This window comes from Nocardioides sp. SYSU D00065 (assembly GCF_017916425.1).
Classification (GTDB): domain Bacteria; phylum Actinomycetota; class Actinomycetes; order Propionibacteriales; family Nocardioidaceae; genus Nocardioides.
The window spans coordinates 1,015,500-1,033,551 of sequence record NZ_JAFMSX010000001.1 but is presented as its reverse complement, the minus strand read 5'-3'; the positions used below and the strand labels follow the sequence as shown (position 1 = coordinate 1,033,551).

The following is an 18,052-nucleotide window of genomic DNA, read 5'->3' as shown; positions in this document are numbered from 1 at the left end:
GCCCTCATGCGCCCTGCCTCCATCCGACCTGGTTCGCCATCCCGACCGCGGCGAGCTGGGAGGACACCTCGAGCTTGTTGAGTATCGACTTGACCTGGGTCCGCACGGTCGCCTCCGAGACCACGCTCTCCTGCGCGATCGCGCGCACCGTCCGGCCCTCGATCAGCGCCGCCAGCACCTGCCGCTCACGCGGGGTCAGGAGGTCGAGGCGGCGGCGCAGGTCGTCGTGCGCCCGTCGCTCGCGAGCCCACGCGTCGAGGAGCAGCTCCAGCTCCTCACGGTTCATCACCGGCAGGCCCTGGTTCAGGCGCCTGACCGTGGACAGGGCCGACTGCAGGGCACCGCTCTTCGGCAGCACGCGGCGCGCACCCAGGCGCATGCACCCGCCCCAGCGACCGAGCTCCTCCGACGCGGTCAGCACGACCACGTTGATGCCGGCCTTCGCCAGCGGCGCGACCAGGTTGACCCCGTCGCCGAACCGACCGAGGTCGAGGTCGAGGAGCACGGTGCGCGGCCCGGCACGCAGCGCCAGCGACCGCACGGTGGCCATCGAGCCGCCCTCCTCGGGCAGCTCGAGGCGGCGTACGTCGTAGCCCTCGACCGACAGCGCGAGCTCGAGCGACTCCGCGAACAGCACGTGGTCGTCGATGATCAGCACGCGGTGGTCAGCTCGAGCGGCGCCAGGCACTGTCGCCCCCCATCACCAGGTCCTCCTGCGAGCGGCGCACCGCCGGCAGGGAGATCACGAACGACGAGCCGGTGCCGGTGGGCTCGGCCAGCTGCAGCGAGCCGCCGTCCTCGGTCATCAGCCGCTGCGCGACGTGGAGGCCGATGCCCTCACCGGGCGAGCGGCTGCCCCGCTTGCCCCACGCGAAGATCTGCGATCGATGCTCCTCGGGGATCCCGCGGCCGAAGTCGGTCACCGTGATGTCGACGGTGTCCTCGTCGCGGCGCACGACCTCCACCACGCTGCGATCGGTCCGGCCGTGGGTGACGGCGTTGTCCATGAGGATGTTGACGACCTCCGCGAGCGCGTCGAAGCGGGCACGCACGGTGGTGCCGGTGCTGCGCAGCTCGACCTGGCGGCCCTTGAGCCGCTGGAGGTCGAGGATCATGGTGAGCGCCTCGTCGAGGTCGAGCTCGGTCGCCGGCTCGTCCTTGCCGGACAGCAGTCGCTCCATGCGTCCGAGCTCGCGGCGGACCGACTCCCAGAGCCGCCGGCGGACGTCCTCGGGCAGGTCGGGTTCGTCCATGAGCGCCGACCCGTGTACGAGCCCCGCCACCGTGCTGCGCAGCTCGTGGAGGCGCTCGCGCTGCTCGCGCGTCGTGTCGACCAGGACGTGCTCGAAGCTGTCGATGCGTCGTCGGTCCTCCTCGATCGCGCGCCGGAGGCTGACGCAGGCGACGGTGAGCCAGGCCGCGCCCACACCGGCCCTCGCCAGCGCCACCGCGGCGTCGGCGGCGCCGCCGGTCACGCCGAAGACGTTCAGCAGCAGGCCTCCGTCGACCACGAGCACGGTGACGACGATCAGCGCCGCGACGCTCGGGGCCAGCGAGCGCTGCCTGAGCACCAGGGCGGCGACCGCCACGTGGGTGGCGACCAGCACGCCGACCAGGACCTCGACCGTCGCCGCCGGCGGGCGGCTGATCGGGAACTGCAGCAGGAGGTGACCGGCCGCGACCAGCCCCATGCCGAGGCCGATCGCGAAGCTCTTGTCCACCACGTGCCCGACGTCGGCCAGGCCGCGCAGCGAGCCCACCACGCACCCCAGGCCCGCGACTGCGCCGAGGAGCATGAGCGTGAGGGTGACGACGTCACGGGGCGGGGCGCTGTGCAGCGCCAGCAGGGTGACGACGAGGGCCTGGCCCGCGACCAGCGCTCCCGCGGCCAGGACCCACCGGGTCCTCGGGCCGGCGTGCCGGCGCCACGACACCACGGCGGCGGAGATCGCACCGGCGACGAACACACCGCCGACGATCCCGTCGGCGAGTGGTGGCAGTGCCGTGCCCGGTGGCGCCACGCTCCCCACGTGCCCGCCGCTCGACCCGACGTAGACCAGGAAGGCGAAGCAGGAGGCGGCGACGCCTCCGATGCCGATCCAGCGATGAACCCCTTGGAAATGCTCGTGCATGTCTCTCCCCACAAACAGCTGTACGACCGCGACGTACGACCCCGAGGTCTTCGACACGCGCCTGACCCCAACTGCGGGACGGGTTCCCCGGTGCCGATCGCCCCCCATCTGGGGGACTGCGGTGATTGTGTGCGGCGACGCGGCCCGCGTTAAGGCCGGTCTGGTCCGCCCCCTTGAGAGGTCCACGAGGAATGGTCAAGAACGCCACTAGGGCACCGGAAGCCCGCTGCGAGGCATCGACAAGAGCCCGGCTCCACCAACGGTCGGTACCCCGTCGGCGGACCTCCCTCGCGCCGGCCGCCTTCCCCAAATAGGTGCACGTGCGGCACGAGCCACCTTCGTGACGGCGGCGACCCCTCAGGGTTTGTCGTAGGTCCGGCAGGGAGGGAGAGGTCATGGCGGCCCCACCAGTTGACGTGCGCGCGAAGCGCTCCCGGGCGACCGGTCCTGCGCCGGTCGTCTGGGTGGTGTCGCCGCACCGGCTGGTGGCCCAGGCGGTGGTGGCGGCGCTGCAGTCCACGGGGGCGCGGGTGCAGTTCCACGCGTGGGAGAACCTGCGCGACGAGCTGTCGTCGAGCAAGGACGAGGGGCGCGTCCGCCACCTCCTCGTCGTGATCGACGGCGGCGGCCAGGCAGCGGCCGTCGAGGAGATCGGTCGCGTCCTGGCCCTGGGAGACGTGCGCGTCGCAGTCGTGACGTCGCTCCCGAGCGACCCCGGGTGGGGGGCTCTGGTCGCGGACCCTGCGGTCGACATCGTCATGATGACCACGTCCCTCAGCCAGCTGCACGAGGTCGTCGACCGCCTCGTCGCCGGGGACCGGCTCATGGAGCAAGAACGCCGACAAGAACTGCGAGCGGCCTGGATCGAGGCCCTTGACAAGCGTCAACAACTCGTTCAACGCGTGGAGACGCTCAGCGGGCAGCAGCGCCGTGTCCTCGAGCTGCTGGCCTCGGGGCGGCGGGTACCGGAGGTCGCCCAGCTGCTGGGCATCACCGACGGGACGGTGCGCAGCCACGTCAAGAGCCTGCGCGCCAAGCTCGGGGCGAAGACCCAGCTCGAGGCCGTGGCCATCCTGCGTCAGGTCCAGCAGGTGGGCACGGGTGCCGGTGTCGTACCTCGCCAGCGCGCCGCGCCCGCCGACGCCGAGCGAGCCGTCGAGCGTGGCTAGGGTGGGCGCCATGATCGACCCCACCACGCTCGACGACCACGCCTTCGCCGCCTGGGCAGCCGAACGAGCCGGGACGGTGCTGCTCGACGTACGCGCCGGTGCCGCGGCCGAGGGCCTCGAGGGCAAGGCGCTCAAGGACGCCGGCGACGCGGCCGCCCAGGCCGAGCTCGACCGGGTGCTCACCGCCCACCGGCCGGAGGACGCGGTGCTGTCGGAGGAGGCCGCGGACGACAAGTCGCGGCTCACCGCCCGCCGGGTCTGGATCATCGACCCGCTCGACGGCACACGGGAGTTCTCCGAGCCGCCGCGCGACGACTGGGCCGTCCACGTCGCGCTGTGGGAGGACGGCGACCTCGTCGCGGGCGCCGTCGCCCAGCCGGCACTAGGGGAGACGTTCAGCACCGGGCGCCCCAGCGTCGTACCGCCGCGCACCTCTTCGCGTCCGCGCATCGCGGTGTCCCGCAGCCGACCGCCGGCGTTCGTGGAGGCGCTGGCCGCCGAGCTCGACGCCGAGCTGGTGCCGATGGGCAGCGCGGGGGTCAAGGTGATGAGCGTGGTGCGTGACGTGGCCGACGCCTACGTCCACGCCGGCGGCCAGTACCAGTGGGACAACGCTGCACCCGTCGTGGTCGCCCGGGCGGCGGGACTGCACTGCAGCCGTGTCGACGGCTCCCCCCTCGTCTACAACGAGGACGACACCTCCCTGCCCGACCTCATCGTGTGCCGCCCCGAGCTGGCCGAGCAGATCGTCGACTTCGTGCGGCGTCACGGCACGGACTGACCAGCCCGGCCGCCCGCGGGGGCCGCTCGCGCCCCGCGCGCTCAGTGGACGAGCTTGAGGCCGATGATGCAGCCCACGAGCCCGGCCAGCAGCAGTCCCTTGACGACCGAGAACGACTCCGTGCCGGTGGCCATCGCGATGACGAGGGTCAGCACGGACCCGATGCCGACCCAGACGGCGTACGACGTGCCCACCGGCAAGGTGCGCATGGCGTAGCCCAGCCCGCCCATGCTCAGCGCCAGCGCGACGAGGAACGTCGCGGTCGGGACAGGGCGGGTGAGCCCCTCGGACCGGCCGAGTGCGGTGGCCCACACCGCCTCCATCAGTCCGGACAGGACGAGCACGAACCAGGCCATCGACGACGCTCCTCGGTGGCCGTCTTGTCGCTGTCCGGGTACGGCTCCCTCGTCCGGTCGCCCTCTGCTCGGGGCACGACCGACCGTGCCACCGCGGTGCCCTCCCGGGCAAGCCGAGGCGAGGACCGAAACGCGCTTGCGGAGGTGCGTGCGCCTTGCCAGCGTGGCCCCATGACCTCCTTCGTCTCGCACACCACCGTGGACTGCCACGACGCCTACGCGCTCTCGGAGTGGTGGAAGTCCCTGCTCGGCTACGTCGACGTCGAGGACGACCCCAACGAGCCCGGCCACGACGAGTGCACGATCGTCGACCCCGACAGCGGCCACACCATCTTGTTCATCGAGGTGCCCGACGCGCAGCTGCCGGACAAGCGGATCCACTTCGACCTGCGCCCGCGCGAGGGGACCCGGGACGAGGAGGTCGAGCGCGTGCGCGGGCTGGGGGCCACCGAGGTCGCCGACCATCGCGGGGAGTGGGGACCGGGCACGGGCTGGGTCGTCTTCGCCGACCCCGAAGGCAACCAGTTCTGCATCCTCCGCTCGACGGCCGAGATGGAGGCGCCCACGCCGGCCTGATCAGGGGAGGCGCTCCGGATGCGCCTCGACGTACGCCCGCACCGGCACGGGCTGCCGGTGGGCATACCCCTCCGGCAGCCACACGCTGCCGATGCGGGTCAGGTAATAGACCTCCCACGCCAGGTAGCCGTGCAGCTGGCGCGGGTCGCGGCGCATCACCTCGGCGTGGAGGGTGACACCGCGGACGTAGGCCCAGGAGTTGTTGTAGCGCCACAGGGCGGCACCCCGGTCGCGGCGGAAGCCGTTGGCCTGCAGCAGCCTGCCTGCGGCGAGGATCGCGTCGTGCGTGTCGTGGATGTCGCCGCCCGCGCCGTAGATGTCCCACGTCGTCGGGATGAACTGCATCGGTCCCTGCGCCCCGGCGACCGACGTGCCGCGGATGCGGCCGAACGCGGTCTCGACCAGGTGGATGGCAGCGAGGTACTCCCAGTCGACGCCGAAGCGCCGCTCAGCCTCGCGATAGCTGCGCAGCACCATCCGGGCGGGCGCCGGCGACACGATCCGCCAGGCGGGGAGCTCGTCGGCGAGGTCGGCGTTCGAGGTGGGGTGCATCGAGCGGAACTCGCGGCGCGCGGCCACGTTGGCGCGCACCCAGCGTCGCTCGCGAGGGCCGAGCCGCTCCAGCACCCGCGGCAGCCACGCGGGGCGCACCGCGATCTCCCGCACCGCCAGCTGGCCGGTGTGCCCGGCCGCGGCCACCGCGGCGGGGTCCGGGCGCGCCGAGCCGATCACGCGCTGGGAGGCTCGCACCATGGCCGCCGCCTCCCCGGGCGTCGCCGGGCGCTGCGGAGCGCCCGCGAGCGCCGGGCTCAGCTCCTCGGGTACGTCGGACCCGCCCTGCGCATCCGAGGGCTCGGTCGAGGGTTGCTGGGACGTCGGCGCGTCGCTGGGGCGCGGCGAGCCGTCGGTGCCGGCGCCGGAGCGTGGTGCAGCCGTGCAGGCGGTCAGGACGACCAGCAGCGCCGCGAGCAGCCAGGACCGGGACATGCGCCCACTGTCACACAGCGGGCGGCACCGCGAGGCTCCACCGACTCTCAGCCGGGTGCCACCCGAAATGCCACCGACCCGGCAGGGAGCGAGTCTCTGCCGGGTCGGTGTGGGGAGCGTTCAGGTCAGGAGACCCAGGTCTTCCAGACGAATCCGGTGCCGAGGTACTTGGCGTCACCCTTGACGGTGAAGCTCCAGTACCAGGTGCCGCCGCGCTTGGGCAGCGTGACGCGGTACTTGCCGGCCTTGTTGGTCTTGATGGTCTTGAAGCCCTTGAAGCCCTTGTTCTGCTTCTTGCTGACCTTGATGACGATCTTCTTCTTGCCGTAGTTCGGCGTCACCTTGCCCTTGAGCACGAAGCCGGAGCTCGGGTAGGTGATCTTGCGCGCGACGCCCACGGTGAAGGGGGCCGACTCGCTGGCCGCGTAGTTGTCCTCGTAGGTCGAGGTGGCGGCGTAGCCGCTGTAGACCACCTTGTACGTGGTGTTGATCTTCGGCTTGACGTCGAAGAACGTGGAGCTCGCCGAGGTGCCGGTGGCGACCGGGGCCCACGCGGTGGAGCCGGCCTCCATGGCGTAGAGCGTCGAGGTGCCGCGGTAGGCCGACGAGCCGTTGGAGGCGTCGACGTCGACGCTGATGTAGATGTCGTCGCCGTACTCGACCTCGGTGGCGCTCGGCGTGGCGACCGTGGTGGTGGTCAGGTTCTCGGTGGCGTGGCTGGGCGCGGCGATGGCGATCGGCGTGAGGCCGAGCAGTCCGGCGGTGACCGTGCCGGCGACGAGACGGTTGATGCGCATGTCCCCGTGGTTCCTCTCAGTGGATTCTGGTCGACCGGCGCTCGGGCGCCGGGCGTTGAGGTGCTTGCTACCCCAGCGGCGCCCGGGACAAACCCTCCGCGTCGGCCCTCAGGCTCGGTGGTGGATCGGTCCCATCCCGCACGCGCTGTTGTCGGACAGCACCCGTAGACTCTCAAAGCCCCCCGGCGCCCGGCGATCGGGGGTCGCTCTGCGTGCTCTCGAAGGGATTCCCGGTGTCCTCCGCGCCGTCCACACCACTCCACGCCGTCGCCCGGCGACTCGCCACCGCGCCCACCCTGGGTGGTGCGCTGGCCGACGCCGCGGTGCAGTCGACGCTCGACCTGACCGGACCGGGAGCGGTCCGGCCGTTCGTGGTCCACGGGCTGGTGGAGCGGGGTCGGACCGTCCTGGCCGTGACGGCGACCTCGCGCGAGGCCGAGGACCTGGTCGAGGAGCTGGCCGACCTCGTCGACCCCGACACGGTGGCCTACTACCCGAGCTGGGAGACCCTTCCCCACGAGCGGCTCAGCCCGCGCAGCGACACCGTGGGGCGTCGACTCGCCGTGCTGCGGCGGCTGCGCCACCCGGGCACCGACCCGGCCAACGGCCCGCTGTCGGTGGTCGTCGCGCCCATCCGCAGCCTGCTCCAGCCGCAGGTCCCCGGCCTGGCCGACATCGAGCCGGTCGAGCTCGCACCCGGCGACTCCCGTGCCCTGGACGACGTCGTGCGCGGCCTGGCCGACGCGGCGTACACCCGCGTCGACATGGTCGAGCGCCGCGGCGAGTTCGCGGTGCGCGGCGGCATCGTCGACGTCTTCCCGCCGACCGAGGAGCACCCGCTGCGCGTGGAGTTCTGGGGCGACGACGTCGAGGAGATCCGCGCCTTCTCCGTCGCCGACCAGCGCACGCTGGAGACGGTGCAGCGGCTGTGGGCGCCGCCGTGCCGCGAGCTGCTGCTCACCGACGACGTACGCCGGCGTGCCGCAGAGCTCGGGCAGGCGCACCCGCAGCTCCTCGAGCTCACCGACAAGATGGCGGCCGGCATCGCGGTGGAGGGCATGGAGTCCCTCGCCCCGGTGCTCGTCGACTCGATGGAGCTGCTCGTCGACCTGATGCCCGCCGACACCACCGTGCTCGTCCTCGACCCCGAGCGCGCCCGCAGCCGCGCCCACGACCTCGTCGCCACCAGCGAGGAGTTCCTGAGCGCGTCGTGGGCCGCGGCCGCCGGCGGCGGCACCGCCCCGATCGACCTCGGCGCCGCGTCGTACCGCGAGATCGCCGACGTCCGCCTCCACGCGCTCGGCCTCGGCCACGCGTGGTGGACGGTGAGCCCGTTCGGGATCGACACCGACGACGTCCCGGCCGCGGCCCTCGCGGACGCGCAGACCGCCGGCGTCCCGAGCCGCACCCTGCCCACCCAGCCCGCCGAGGCCTACCGTGGCGACCTGCAGAAGGCCGTCGACGACATCCGCGAGTGGGTGGGCGAGGGGCTCGACGTGGTCGTGGTCCACGCCGGGCACGGGCCGGCCGAGCGCTTCGTGGAGCTCCTCGGCGAGAACGACATCGCCGCCCGGATGGTGGAGGACGGCGACACCGCCGGCGCCGGCGTCGTCACGGTCACGTGCGGCCACCTCGTGCACGGCGTGGTCGACGACGAGGCGCGGGTCGCGGTGGTCACCGGCGACGACCTGTCGGGCCAGAAGACCTCGACCCGCGACATGCGCCGGATGCCGACGCGCCGCAAGAAGCAGATCGACCCGCTCGAGCTCAAGGCCGGCGACTACGTCGTCCACGAGCAGCACGGCGTCGGCCGGTTCGTGGAGATGCGGCAGCGCGAGGTCGGCGGCGCGACCCGCGAGTACCTGGTGCTCGAGTACGGCCCGAGCAAGCGCGGCGGTCCCAACGACATGCTCTACGTCCCCGCCGACACCCTCGACCAGGTCACCCGCTACGTCGGCGGCGAGAACCCGAGCCTGGACCGGCTCGGCGGTGGCGACTGGACCAAGCGCAAGGCCAAGGCGCGCCGCGCGGTCCGCGAGATCGCCGCCGAGCTGATCAAGCTCTACGCCGCGCGGCAGGCGACCAGGGGCTACGCCTACGGCCCGGACACCCCCTGGCAGCGCGAGCTCGAGGACGCGTTCCCGTTCACCGAGACCGTCGACCAGCTCACGACCGTCGACGAGGTCAAGGCCGACATGCGCCAGGTGGTGCCGATGGACCGCCTGGTGTGCGGCGACGTCGGCTACGGCAAGACCGAGATCGCGGTGCGCGCGGCGTTCAAGGCCGTGCAGGACGGCAAGCAGGTGGCGGTGCTCGTGCCCACCACGCTGCTGGTCACCCAGCACCTGTCGACGTTCACCGAGCGGATGAGCGGCTTCCCGGTCGTCATCAAGCCCCTGTCGCGCTTCCAGACCGACAAGGAGGCCAAGGAGGTCGTCGACGGTCTCGCCGACGGGTCGATCGACATCGTGATCGGCACCCACCGCCTGCTCAACCCCGACATCAAGGTGAAGGACCTCGGCCTGATCATCGTCGACGAGGAGCAGCGCTTCGGTGTCGAGCACAAGGAGCAGATGAAGCGGATGCGCACCTCGGTCGACGTGCTCTCGATGAGCGCGACGCCGATCCCGCGCACCCTCGAGATGGCGGTCACGGGCATCCGCGAGATGTCGACGATCACCACCCCGCCCGAGGAGCGGCACCCGGTGCTCACCTACGTCGGGGCCTACGAGGACCGGCAGGTGGTGGCGGCGGTGCGCCGGGAGCTGCTGCGCGAGGGCCAGGTGTTCTACATCCACAACCGGGTCAACTCGATCGAGAAGGCCGCCGCCCGCATCCGCGAGCTGGTGCCCGAGGCGCGGGTGGCGACGGCGCACGGCCAGATGAACGAGCGCCAGCTCGAGCAAGTCATGCTCGACTTCTGGGAGAAGCGCTTCGACGTGCTGGTGTGCACGACCCTGGTGGAGTCGGGACTCGACGTGTCCAACGCCAACACGATGATCATCGAGCGGGCCGACACCCTCGGCCTGTCCCAGCTGCACCAGCTCCGCGGGCGGGTGGGCCGCTCGCGCGAGCGGGCCTACGCCTACTTCCTCTACCCGGCGGAGAAGCCGCTGACCGAGACCGCCCACGAGCGGCTCGCGACGCTGGCCCAGCACTCCGACCTGGGTGGCGGCATGGCGATCGCGATGAAGGACCTGGAGATCCGCGGCGCCGGCAACCTGCTCGGCGGCGAGCAGTCCGGGCACATCGCCGACGTCGGCTTCGACCTCTACGTCCGGCTGGTGGGGGAGGCGGTCGCCGACTTCAAGGGCGGCGCCGAGGAGGAGCTCGCCGAGGTCCGCATCGAGCTTCCCGTCGACGCGCACCTGCCCCACGACTACATCCCGAGCGAGCGGCTCCGGCTGGAGATCTACAAGCGCCTGGCCGAGGTGCGCGCCGACGCCGACGTCGACGAGGTCCGCGCCGAGCTGGTCGACCGCTACGGTCCGCCGCCGGAGGTCGTGGAGTCGCTGCTCGTCGTGGCGCGCTTCCGGGCCCGGTGCCGCCAGGCCGGTGTCGGGGAGGTCACGGTGGCCGGCAAGTACGTCCGCTTCGCGCCGGTCGACCTGCCCGACTCGCGCGTCGTACGCCTGCAGCGGCTGCACCCGCGCAGCATCGTCAAGGCGCCGGTCAGCACGATCCTCGTGCCGCGGCCGCAGAGCGCCGGGTTCCCCGTCCGCCCGGTGGCGGGCGTGGCCCTGCTTGAATGGGCCCGCGGCGTGATCGACGAGGTGATCGACCCGCCGGTGCCGGCCACCACCGCAGCGTCCAGCTAGGAGTGAACTCGTGAGGAAGACCCGCCTGACCACGGCCGCGACGACGGCCGTCGCCGCCCTGCTGCTGACCGGGTGCGGGAGCGCCGCGCCGGGGGTGGCGGTCAAGGTGGGCGACGAGGAGCTCACGGTCCGCGAGGTCGACCGCACCACGGCCGACTACTGCACGTCGGTGAGCGACCAGCTCGAGGCGGCCGTCCCGATGGGCTTCGTGCGCCAGTACGTCGTGCAGCTGATGACGCTGCGCTCGCAGGCGATGCAGATCGCCGACGACTACGGCGTGGAGCCGGGCTCGACCTACCGCGGCGACGTCGCCCAGCGTCGGCAGGCCGCCGCCGGCATGCCGGCCGACGTGCAGGACACCTTCGTCGAGCTGGCCTCGACCCCCGCGCTCGCCAACGACGTCGTCAACCAGATCGGCGCGATCGTCCTCGAGGACGAGGGCGTCAGCGATCCCACCGAGGAGCAGCTGTCCGAGGCCGGGGTCGACGTGTTCAACCAGTGGCCCGACGCCCACGGCATCGAGATCGACCCGCGCTACGGGCTGGAGAGCGTCGACGGCGTCCTGACCCCCGTCGACACGAACACGTCGGTGGCCGTGGGCGAGACCGCGACGGCCGGCCAGGCGACCGAGCCGGACACCGCGTACGCCGAGACGCTGCCGCTCACGCACCGCTGCGGGTGAGTGATCGTCCGATGACGGCGGGCGGATCGGGCGAGCACGGCTCGGCGCTGGAGGCGTTCGCCGACCAGATGCGGCTGCTGCGGCGCGAGTGCGCCTGGAAGCGCGAGCAGACCCACGCCTCCCTGGTCCCGTTCGTGCGCGAGGAGGCCGAGGAGGTCGTCGAGGCCATCGAGTCGGGCGACCCCGCGGCGCTGTGCGACGAGCTGGGCGACCTTCTGCTCCAGGTGGTCATCCACTCGGTCATCGCCGAGGAGGCGGGCGACTTCACGCTCGACGACGTCGCGCGGGGCGTGATCGCGAAGATGGAGCGCCGCAACCCGCACGTCTTCGGCGACGCGATCGCCACCGACGCCGCGCAGGTGCAGCGGCTGTGGAACGCGGCCAAGGCCGCCGAGAAGGCCCAAAAGGCGGAGAAGGCCGAGAAGGCGGAGAAGGCGCAGGCGCGCGACCGGACGTCATGAGGATCGCCGGTGCGCACCGGCGATCCCCATGACGTCAGCGGGTCAGCGGACGGTGACCCGCTCGACCGTGCGCGAGCGCCGCGTGCGTGCGTCGCCGAGGTAGGTAACCACGACCGTGTGGCGGCCGCCCGTCAGGCGCAGGTCGAGCACCGCGCGTCCGTCGTCCAGCCGGACCTTGCGCCGCAGCTCGGTCTCGCCGCCGCGCCGGACGAAGACCCGGACCTTGCCGGTGGCGGTGCCGGGGCGGACCCTGGCGACCAGGCGCACCGGGCGGCCCGGCCGGTCCCGGACGGTGAGCGCCACCCGCGACTCCGCCTTGGCGACCGGCCCGGGGGTGGGAGCCGGGGTGGGAGCCGGGGCGACGGGCGTCGGGGCCGGCGTGGCGGGCACCGTGGGCGTGGTGGTTGGGGGAGTGGTCGGCGGGGTGGTCGGCGGCGCCGTCGGCTCCGGTGCGAAGACCGTGGCCGCCGCGCCGAGGCGCAGCAGCTGCGTCTCGCCGGTGGCGTCGTCGAGCCCGTCGTTGTCGGTGACGGCGTACACCTGGCCGTCGGCGCCGATGGTCAGGCCCTCGAGCTTCTCCTGCGTCCAGCCCTTCAGCGCGCGCAGCCGCGGCAGCACGTCGACGGCGAGCCGCTTCGTCAGCGGCACGGGCGTGGTGGTGCCGCCGGTGGCGGGCAGGTCGACGGTGTAGACCCGCTTCACCGCGGCCGCCGGCCCGTTGAGCTTGTCGCGCTCGATCACCGCGAGCGTGTCGGCGTCGACGGCCGTCACCTCGGAGACGCCGATCCAGTCCCCGGCGGTGGCGGTGGTCGCCAGCGGGTAGGCGAACCAGCTCCACGTGCCGGTCGCGACGTCGTAGCGGCCGATCCGGGTGCTGGTGCCCTCGAGCGGGGTCAGGGCGCCGCTCGTGGTGGTCCAGAGGGGGCGCTGCAGCGCGACGTACACGACCTCCGAGGAGCCGGTGCCGGTGGCGGTCACGCCCTCTAGGCCCCAGCTGCGGACGTGGTCGGTCACCGACGCGGGCAGCGGGACGGTCTGGACGACCCGGCCCCGCGCGTCGGTGCGCAGGACCTGGTTGCCGGCGCCGGTCGCGCCCTCAACGGCGAGCCAGAAGCCGCCGTCCGGGCGTGCGGACAGGCCCTCGATGTCGAGCGCCGGCGTGGTGCCGCCGTCGGTCACCTCGACGACCTTCTCGATGACCGCGGGCTCGGCGCCCACGTCGAGCCGGTAGATCCGGCCGGTGGCGTACGCCGCGTCGCTGGCCGCCCAGAGGTGGCCGGCGTTGCCGGGGTCGGCCGACAGCGCGCCGAGGGCGCCCCAGCCGATGTGGGTCCCGTCCGCGTCGGCGTCGGAGACCACCGACGGGAAGGCCGGCCGCCCGGCGCCGAGCTGGTAGATCGCCACGCTCGCGCGCACCTGCGCGGCGGCGTCGTCGGTCTCCGAGGAGATCACCACGAGGTCCCGCGACGGCACGGGCAGCAGGCCCTCGGGTCCGTTGGTGGTCGGCAGCGCCTGGGTGAACCGCGGCTGGGTCGGGTCCGTCATGTCGTAGACCGCGACGAAGTTGCTGCGCTCGGAGCCGACGAAGGCGTACGGCGTGCCGCCGATCTCGGCGAACGCCAGGCCCTCGGGCTCGGCGCCCTTGTTGTCGGCGCGGTCGTTGTTGAAGAGCCCGTGCTCCACGGCGAGCTGCTCGAACGAGCGACCGGCGTCCCAGACGACGTCGCCGGTGGCGGCGTCGAACACCGTCCATCCGCGGGTGCCGCCGAGCCAGTCGCCCTCGTTGGCGGTGGCGACCAGGCCGTCGCCGACCCACTGCACGGCGTCGGGCTCGCGGGGGAGGTCGAGGTCGACGGTGAAGTCGAAGACGCCGTCGTTGTCGTCGTCGACGCCCGGCACCTGGGCGCGGCCGGCCGAGAAGGCGGAGACGATCCGCTTCGACGGCAGGTCGATGACGACGAGGCCGTTGTTCTCCTGGAGGGTGAGGACGTACTGGTCGTCGGCGTTGATGTCGCCGTACTCCGGCTCGGCGTCCTCGGGCGTGTTCATCCCCTCCAGCGCGGCGGCGGGAAGGTCCACGCGGGTGGTCGTCCAGGCGGCGGGGCCGCCGCTCAGCTCGATGACCTGGGCGAACCCGGCGGGCGCCTGGGGGAGGTCGCCCTCGTCCCCGCCGGCCGGGGCGGCGTCCTCGTCGCGCTGGTTCTCCACGGCGACGACGGCGTACGTCCCGTGGGGGCTGGTCGCGATCGAGTCGGGCTGCCCCTCCATGTCGATGCTGCGCACCAGGTCCCGGCTCGCGACGTCGTAGACGTCGACGCGGCCCGACGGGTCGGTGAAGTCGCCGTCCGTGCTGTCGACCGCGACCAGGAGGTGGTCGCCGACGACGGCGACCGAGGTGGGGGAGTCGCCGGGCGCTCCGGCGGCGTCGGCCGCGGTGACGTCGATGGACCCCTTGCCCACCGGGTTCGCCGGGTCGGTGATGTCGAGCAAGCCGATCCGGCGCCCGGCGGCGTCGGTGTAGACCACCGTGCGCCCGTCGTCGGTGACGTCGGAGATCTCCGCGACCGTCTCGTCAGCCGGGTCGACGCCCGCCGGGACGTTCTGGAAGACCGGGTAGGTGGCCAGCCGGTGGAACGACTCCGCGGGCTGCGCGGCACCGGAGGAGGCGCCGGTCACGGCCAGCAGGGAGAGGGGCAGGGCGGCGCCGGCGAGGTACGCCAACGGTCGTCGGGAGTGCAATGCGATGCCTTTCGCGCGGTCGGGTCCGAGACGTCAGGCGAAGGATCGCCGCGGCGCGTGGCGCGGCGGTGACGCCGACGTGAACGGCGTACGTCCTGGGCGGACTCAGGCCCGCAGCGGCGGCCGTCGGTCCGCGAGCAGCGGGTCGTCGATCCCACAGGCGCGCAGGCACGCGACGGCCAGCACGCGGTCGTGGGCGGAGGTGAGCACCTGGGCGACCGCCGCGCCGTGGGAGAGCATCCGCGCCCCGGGCGCGAACGCCGCGACGACCACCTCGTCGAGGCGGCCGGCCCCCGCCGTCACCGCCACCGCCTCGACGAACGCCGACCCGGCGAGGTCGAGGCGCCGTCTCAGGGCGGCGACGGAGTGCTTGCCGGCGACGTCCGGCTCCGCGTCGACCCGGGCCCCACCGCCCAGGACCTCGGCGCAGGCGGCGATCTCGTCGACCAGCCGCGACAGCGCGCCCCGCAGGGTGTCCGCGTCCTCGTCCGGCCACCGGGCGCGCCGGTCCAGGTCGGTGTCCGCGACCGGGCCGGAGCGGTCGAGGAGCTCTGCGACGAGCCGCACGTGGTGCTCGGCCATCTCCACGACCAGGTCGCCGCCGTCGCTCCGCTGCCGGGCCGGCAGGCGGAGATGGGCCGGCGGGTGGAAGTGCACGTCACCGGGCGCGTCGACGACGTACGACGTCGGCTCCGCGCGCCACGCCGACGGCAGCACGCCGAACTCGCGGCGGAACGCGCGCGTGAACACGTCGTAGCGCGCGAAGCCGCAGTCGGCCGCGATCTCGTGCAGGCTCAGGTCGCTCTCGCGTGCCAGGTGTGCCGCCCGCTCGAGCAGCACCCGCCCGCGGAACCTGAGCGGCGCCTCGCCGGCGAGGGCCCGCCCGAGCCGCGCCGCGTCCGGACCGGCGAGACCGCTCACGAAGGCGGCGAGGTGGTCGGCGGCGGTGGGCACGGCCCGCACGCTAGCCGCGCCCGCGGACACCGCCGAGACGCCGTCCGGCCTCGTGACTAGGCTGGCCGCCGGCCGTCGAGGTCGCCACTCCGACCTCCCCCGTACGCCATCCCACACGCGATCCCACACCCCATCCCACACAGGAGTGCTCCATGTCGATCATCGCTGCAGTCGGCGCCCGCGAGATCCTTGACTCGCGCGGCAACCCCACCGTCGAGGTGGAGGTGCTGCTGGAGGACGGCGCGTTCGGTCGCGCCGCGGTGCCCAGCGGTGCGTCGACCGGCGCCTTCGAGGCGGTGGAGCTGCGCGACGGTGGCAAGCGCTACCTCGGCAAGGGTGTGCAGAAGGCCGTGGCCGGCGTCGTGGACACCATCTCCGGCGCGATCGTCGGCCTGGACGCCGACGACCAGCGGCTCATCGACCAGGTGATGCTCGACCTCGACGGCACCGCCAACAAGGCCAAGCTCGGCGCCAACGCGATCCTGGGCGTCTCGCTGGCCACCGCCAAGGCGGCCGCGGAGTCGGCCGGCCTGCCGCTGTTCCGCTACGTCGGTGGTCCCAACGCCCACCTGCTGCCCGTGCCGATGATGAACATCCTCAACGGCGGCGCCCACGCCGACTCCAACGTCGACGTCCAGGAGTTCATGATCGCCCCGATCGGCGCGCCGACCTTCCGCGAGGCGCTCCAGCAGGGCGCGGAGGTCTACCACGCGCTCAAGTCGGTGCTGAAGCAGAAGGGCCTCGCGACCGGTCTGGGCGACGAGGGCGGCTTCGCCCCGAACCTCGACAGCAACCGCGCCGCGCTCGACCTGATCGCCGAGGCCGTGGGGGCCGCGGGCTTCACGCTCGGCACGGACATCGCGCTGGCGATGGACGTCGCCGCGAGCGAGTTCCACGACGACGGCGGCTACACCTTCGAGGGCAAGGCGACCACGACCGACCAGATGGTCGCCTACTACGCCGACCTGGTCGCCTCCTACCCGATCGTCTCGATCGAGGACCCGCTGGACGAGGAGGACTGGGAGGGCTGGAAGGCCATCACCGACGTCCTCGGCACCCGCACCCAGCTCGTCGGCGACGATCTCTTCGTGACCAACGTCGAGCGGCTGCAGCGCGGCATCGACGGCGGGCAGGCCAACGCGATGCTGGTCAAGGTCAACCAGATCGGCTCGCTGACCGAGACCCTCGACGCCGTCGAGCTCGCCCACCGCAGCGGCTTCCGCAACATGATGAGCCACCGCTCCGGCGAGACCGAGGACACCACGATCGCCGACCTGGCGGTCGCCACCAACTGCGGCCAGATCAAGACCGGTGCGCCGGCCCGCTCGGACCGCGTCGCCAAGTACAACCAGCTGCTCCGCATCGAGGACGAGCTGGGTGACGCGGCTCGCTACGCCGGCCGGGGCGCCTTCCCGCGTTTCGCCGGCTGAACGAGGCAGACTGGGGCGCATGCCGTCGCAGCGCCGTACGCCTCGCCGCGGCCCGGCGCGAGGATCGCGCGGGCCGGGACAGGTCAGTCCCGGCACGCGCGGCGCCCGGCTCCGGCGGGGCCCGGCACCGACGACGATCGCCCGGACCGGGGAGCTGCCCGCCGCGGGCGGTCCTGTCGGCCCGAGCAGTCGCGCACGCCGACCGCGCTTCACCGGTCGCGCCGCCGTGCTCGTCCTCGTGCTGGCCGTGCTGACGGTGTCGTACGCCTCGTCGGCGCGTGCCTACCTGCAGCAGCGCTCGCACATCGGCGACCTCAAGGCGCAGATCGCCGAGCGCGAGGCCAGCATCAACGACCTCGAGCGGGAGAAGAAGCGCTGGGACGACCCCGCCTACGTCAAGGCGCAGGCCCGGGCCCGCTTCGGCTACCTGATGCCGGGTGAGTCCGGCTACGAGGTGATCGGCCCCGACGGCCGGCCCTTGGAGGCGCAGGCGTCTCTCAACGACCCCGACGAGGTGCTCAAGACCGTGCCGAAGGCGTGGTGGACCGCCGCGTGGGAGTCGATGGAGCTCGCCGGCAACCCACCCCCGCCCGAGGAAGAACCCGCGAAGCTGATCGACGGGACCCAGCAGTGACCGAGCCGACCCCCTCACCCACACCGCCCGCGCCGAAGATCGACCCCGCCGACGAGGCCGCGATCCGCGCCCAGCTCGACCGGCGCCCGCGCGGCATCGACTCCGTGGGCCACCGGTGCCCGTGCGGCAACCCCGACGTGGTCACGACCGAGCCGCGGCTGCCCGACGGCACGCCGTTCCCCACCACCTTCTACCTCACGTGCCCGCGCGCGGCCTCGCGCATCGGCACGCTCGAGGGCAACGGCGTGATGAAGCAGATGCAGGAGCGGCTCGGCACCGACCCGGAGCTCGCCGCGGCCTACCGCGCCGCGCACGAGCGCTACCTGCAGGCCCGCGCCGAGGTGGGCGAGCGGGCCGGGCTGGACGTGCCGGAGATCGACGGCATCTCGGCCGGCGGCATGCCGGACCGCGTCAAGTGCCTGCACGTGCTGGCCGGCCAGTCGCTGGCGATGGGCCGCGGCGTGAACCCGCTCGGCGACGAGGTGCTCGACGCGCTCGGCGAGTGGTGGTCCGCCGGTCCCTGCGTCGAGCGCTGA

The 18,052-nt window shown here is 73.1% G+C and carries 16 protein-coding genes and 1 riboswitch; of the genes, 9 read left to right on the top strand and 7 right to left on the bottom strand.

Annotated elements, in window-relative coordinates:
- Nucleotides 1–4: 4 nt before the first annotated feature.
- Together J3P41_RS04950 and J3P41_RS04945 are read right to left on the bottom strand one after the other, a co-directional pair.
- Nucleotides 5–658, bottom strand: a complete 654-nt coding sequence (locus tag J3P41_RS04950; protein WP_307861831.1) for a response regulator transcription factor — start codon at nt 656–658, stop codon at nt 5–7.
- 7 nt (nt 659–665) lie between these two features.
- Nucleotides 666–2,132 (bottom strand): HAMP domain-containing sensor histidine kinase, encoded by a 1,467-nt coding sequence (locus J3P41_RS04945; protein ID WP_210649090.1) that lies wholly within the window; start codon nt 2,130–2,132, stop codon nt 666–668.
- A gap of 416 nt (nt 2,133–2,548) precedes the next feature.
- Between J3P41_RS04945 and J3P41_RS19160 the strand changes: the two genes are divergently transcribed.
- Nucleotides 2,549–3,301, top strand: a complete 753-nt coding sequence (locus J3P41_RS19160) for a LuxR C-terminal-related transcriptional regulator (protein WP_210649089.1) — start codon at nt 2,549–2,551, stop codon at nt 3,299–3,301.
- A gap of 10 nt (nt 3,302–3,311) precedes the next feature.
- Nucleotides 3,312–4,082, top strand: a complete 771-nt coding sequence (locus tag J3P41_RS04935) for a 3'(2'),5'-bisphosphate nucleotidase CysQ (RefSeq protein ID WP_210649088.1) — start codon at nt 3,312–3,314, stop codon at nt 4,080–4,082.
- 41 nt (nt 4,083–4,123) lie between these two features.
- Here the strand turns inward: J3P41_RS04935 and J3P41_RS04930 are convergent, their stop codons facing one another.
- Nucleotides 4,124–4,438: a multidrug efflux SMR transporter gene (locus J3P41_RS04930; protein ID WP_210649087.1), complete on the bottom strand. Its 315-nt coding sequence runs from the start codon at nt 4,436–4,438 to the stop codon at nt 4,124–4,126.
- Between the two features lie 14 nt (nt 4,439–4,452).
- A riboswitch (guanidine-III (ykkC-III) riboswitch) is annotated at nt 4,453–4,518 on the bottom strand.
- Nucleotides 4,519–4,609: 91 nt separating this feature from the next.
- Between J3P41_RS04930 and J3P41_RS04925 the strand changes: the two genes are divergently transcribed.
- Nucleotides 4,610–5,014 carry a VOC family protein gene (locus J3P41_RS04925; protein ID WP_210649086.1) on the top strand — a complete coding sequence of 135 codons (405 nt, stop codon included), beginning with the start codon at nt 4,610–4,612 and terminating at the stop codon, nt 5,012–5,014.
- Here the strand turns inward: J3P41_RS04925 and J3P41_RS04920 are convergent, their stop codons facing one another.
- Together J3P41_RS04920 and J3P41_RS04915 are read right to left on the bottom strand one after the other, a co-directional pair.
- Nucleotides 5,015–6,001, bottom strand: a complete 987-nt coding sequence (locus tag J3P41_RS04920; protein ID WP_210649085.1) for a lytic transglycosylase domain-containing protein — start codon at nt 5,999–6,001, stop codon at nt 5,015–5,017.
- 125 nt (nt 6,002–6,126) lie between these two features.
- Nucleotides 6,127–6,798 carry a hypothetical protein gene (locus J3P41_RS04915; protein ID WP_210649084.1) on the bottom strand — a complete coding sequence of 224 codons (672 nt, stop codon included), beginning with the start codon at nt 6,796–6,798 and terminating at the stop codon, nt 6,127–6,129.
- Nucleotides 6,799–7,031: 233 nt separating this feature from the next.
- Between J3P41_RS04915 and mfd the strand changes: the two genes are divergently transcribed.
- Genes mfd through J3P41_RS04900 form a run of 3 tightly spaced genes read left to right on the top strand, consistent with a single transcriptional unit; the run spans nt 7,032 to nt 11,759 of the window.
- The gene (gene mfd / locus J3P41_RS04910) at nt 7,032–10,616 is read left to right on the top strand and encodes a transcription-repair coupling factor (protein ID WP_210649749.1); all 3,585 of its coding nucleotides are present in this window, start codon (nt 7,032–7,034) and stop codon (nt 10,614–10,616) included.
- 10 nt (nt 10,617–10,626) lie between these two features.
- Complete coding sequence (locus tag J3P41_RS04905) at nt 10,627–11,298, top strand: hypothetical protein (protein WP_210649083.1); 672 nt, start codon at nt 10,627–10,629, stop codon at nt 11,296–11,298.
- 11 nt (nt 11,299–11,309) lie between these two features.
- Complete coding sequence (locus tag J3P41_RS04900; protein ID WP_246861454.1) at nt 11,310–11,759, top strand: MazG nucleotide pyrophosphohydrolase domain-containing protein; 450 nt, start codon at nt 11,310–11,312, stop codon at nt 11,757–11,759.
- A gap of 42 nt (nt 11,760–11,801) precedes the next feature.
- Here the strand turns inward: J3P41_RS04900 and J3P41_RS04895 are convergent, their stop codons facing one another.
- Nucleotides 11,802–14,498 carry an esterase-like activity of phytase family protein gene (locus J3P41_RS04895; RefSeq protein WP_210649082.1) on the bottom strand — a complete coding sequence of 899 codons (2,697 nt, stop codon included), beginning with the start codon at nt 14,496–14,498 and terminating at the stop codon, nt 11,802–11,804.
- Nucleotides 14,499–14,603: 105 nt separating this feature from the next.
- On the bottom strand, nt 14,604–15,452 hold the full coding sequence (locus J3P41_RS04890) for a helix-turn-helix domain-containing protein (RefSeq protein ID WP_210649081.1): 849 nt from the start codon (nt 15,450–15,452) through the stop codon (nt 14,604–14,606).
- Between the two features lie 152 nt (nt 15,453–15,604).
- Between J3P41_RS04890 and eno the strand changes: the two genes are divergently transcribed.
- From eno to J3P41_RS04875, 3 genes are read left to right on the top strand one after another with little or no spacing between them, the layout of a single operon-like run.
- Nucleotides 15,605–16,882 carry a phosphopyruvate hydratase gene (eno, locus tag J3P41_RS04885; protein ID WP_210649080.1) on the top strand — a complete coding sequence of 426 codons (1,278 nt, stop codon included), beginning with the start codon at nt 15,605–15,607 and terminating at the stop codon, nt 16,880–16,882.
- Between the two features lie 19 nt (nt 16,883–16,901).
- Nucleotides 16,902–17,516: a septum formation initiator family protein gene (locus J3P41_RS04880; RefSeq protein WP_210649079.1), complete on the top strand. Its 615-nt coding sequence runs from the start codon at nt 16,902–16,904 to the stop codon at nt 17,514–17,516.
- 38 nt (nt 17,517–17,554) lie between these two features.
- A complete protein-coding gene (locus J3P41_RS04875) occupies nt 17,555–18,052 on the top strand; it encodes a DUF501 domain-containing protein (protein WP_210649747.1) in 498 nt (165 codons plus the stop codon).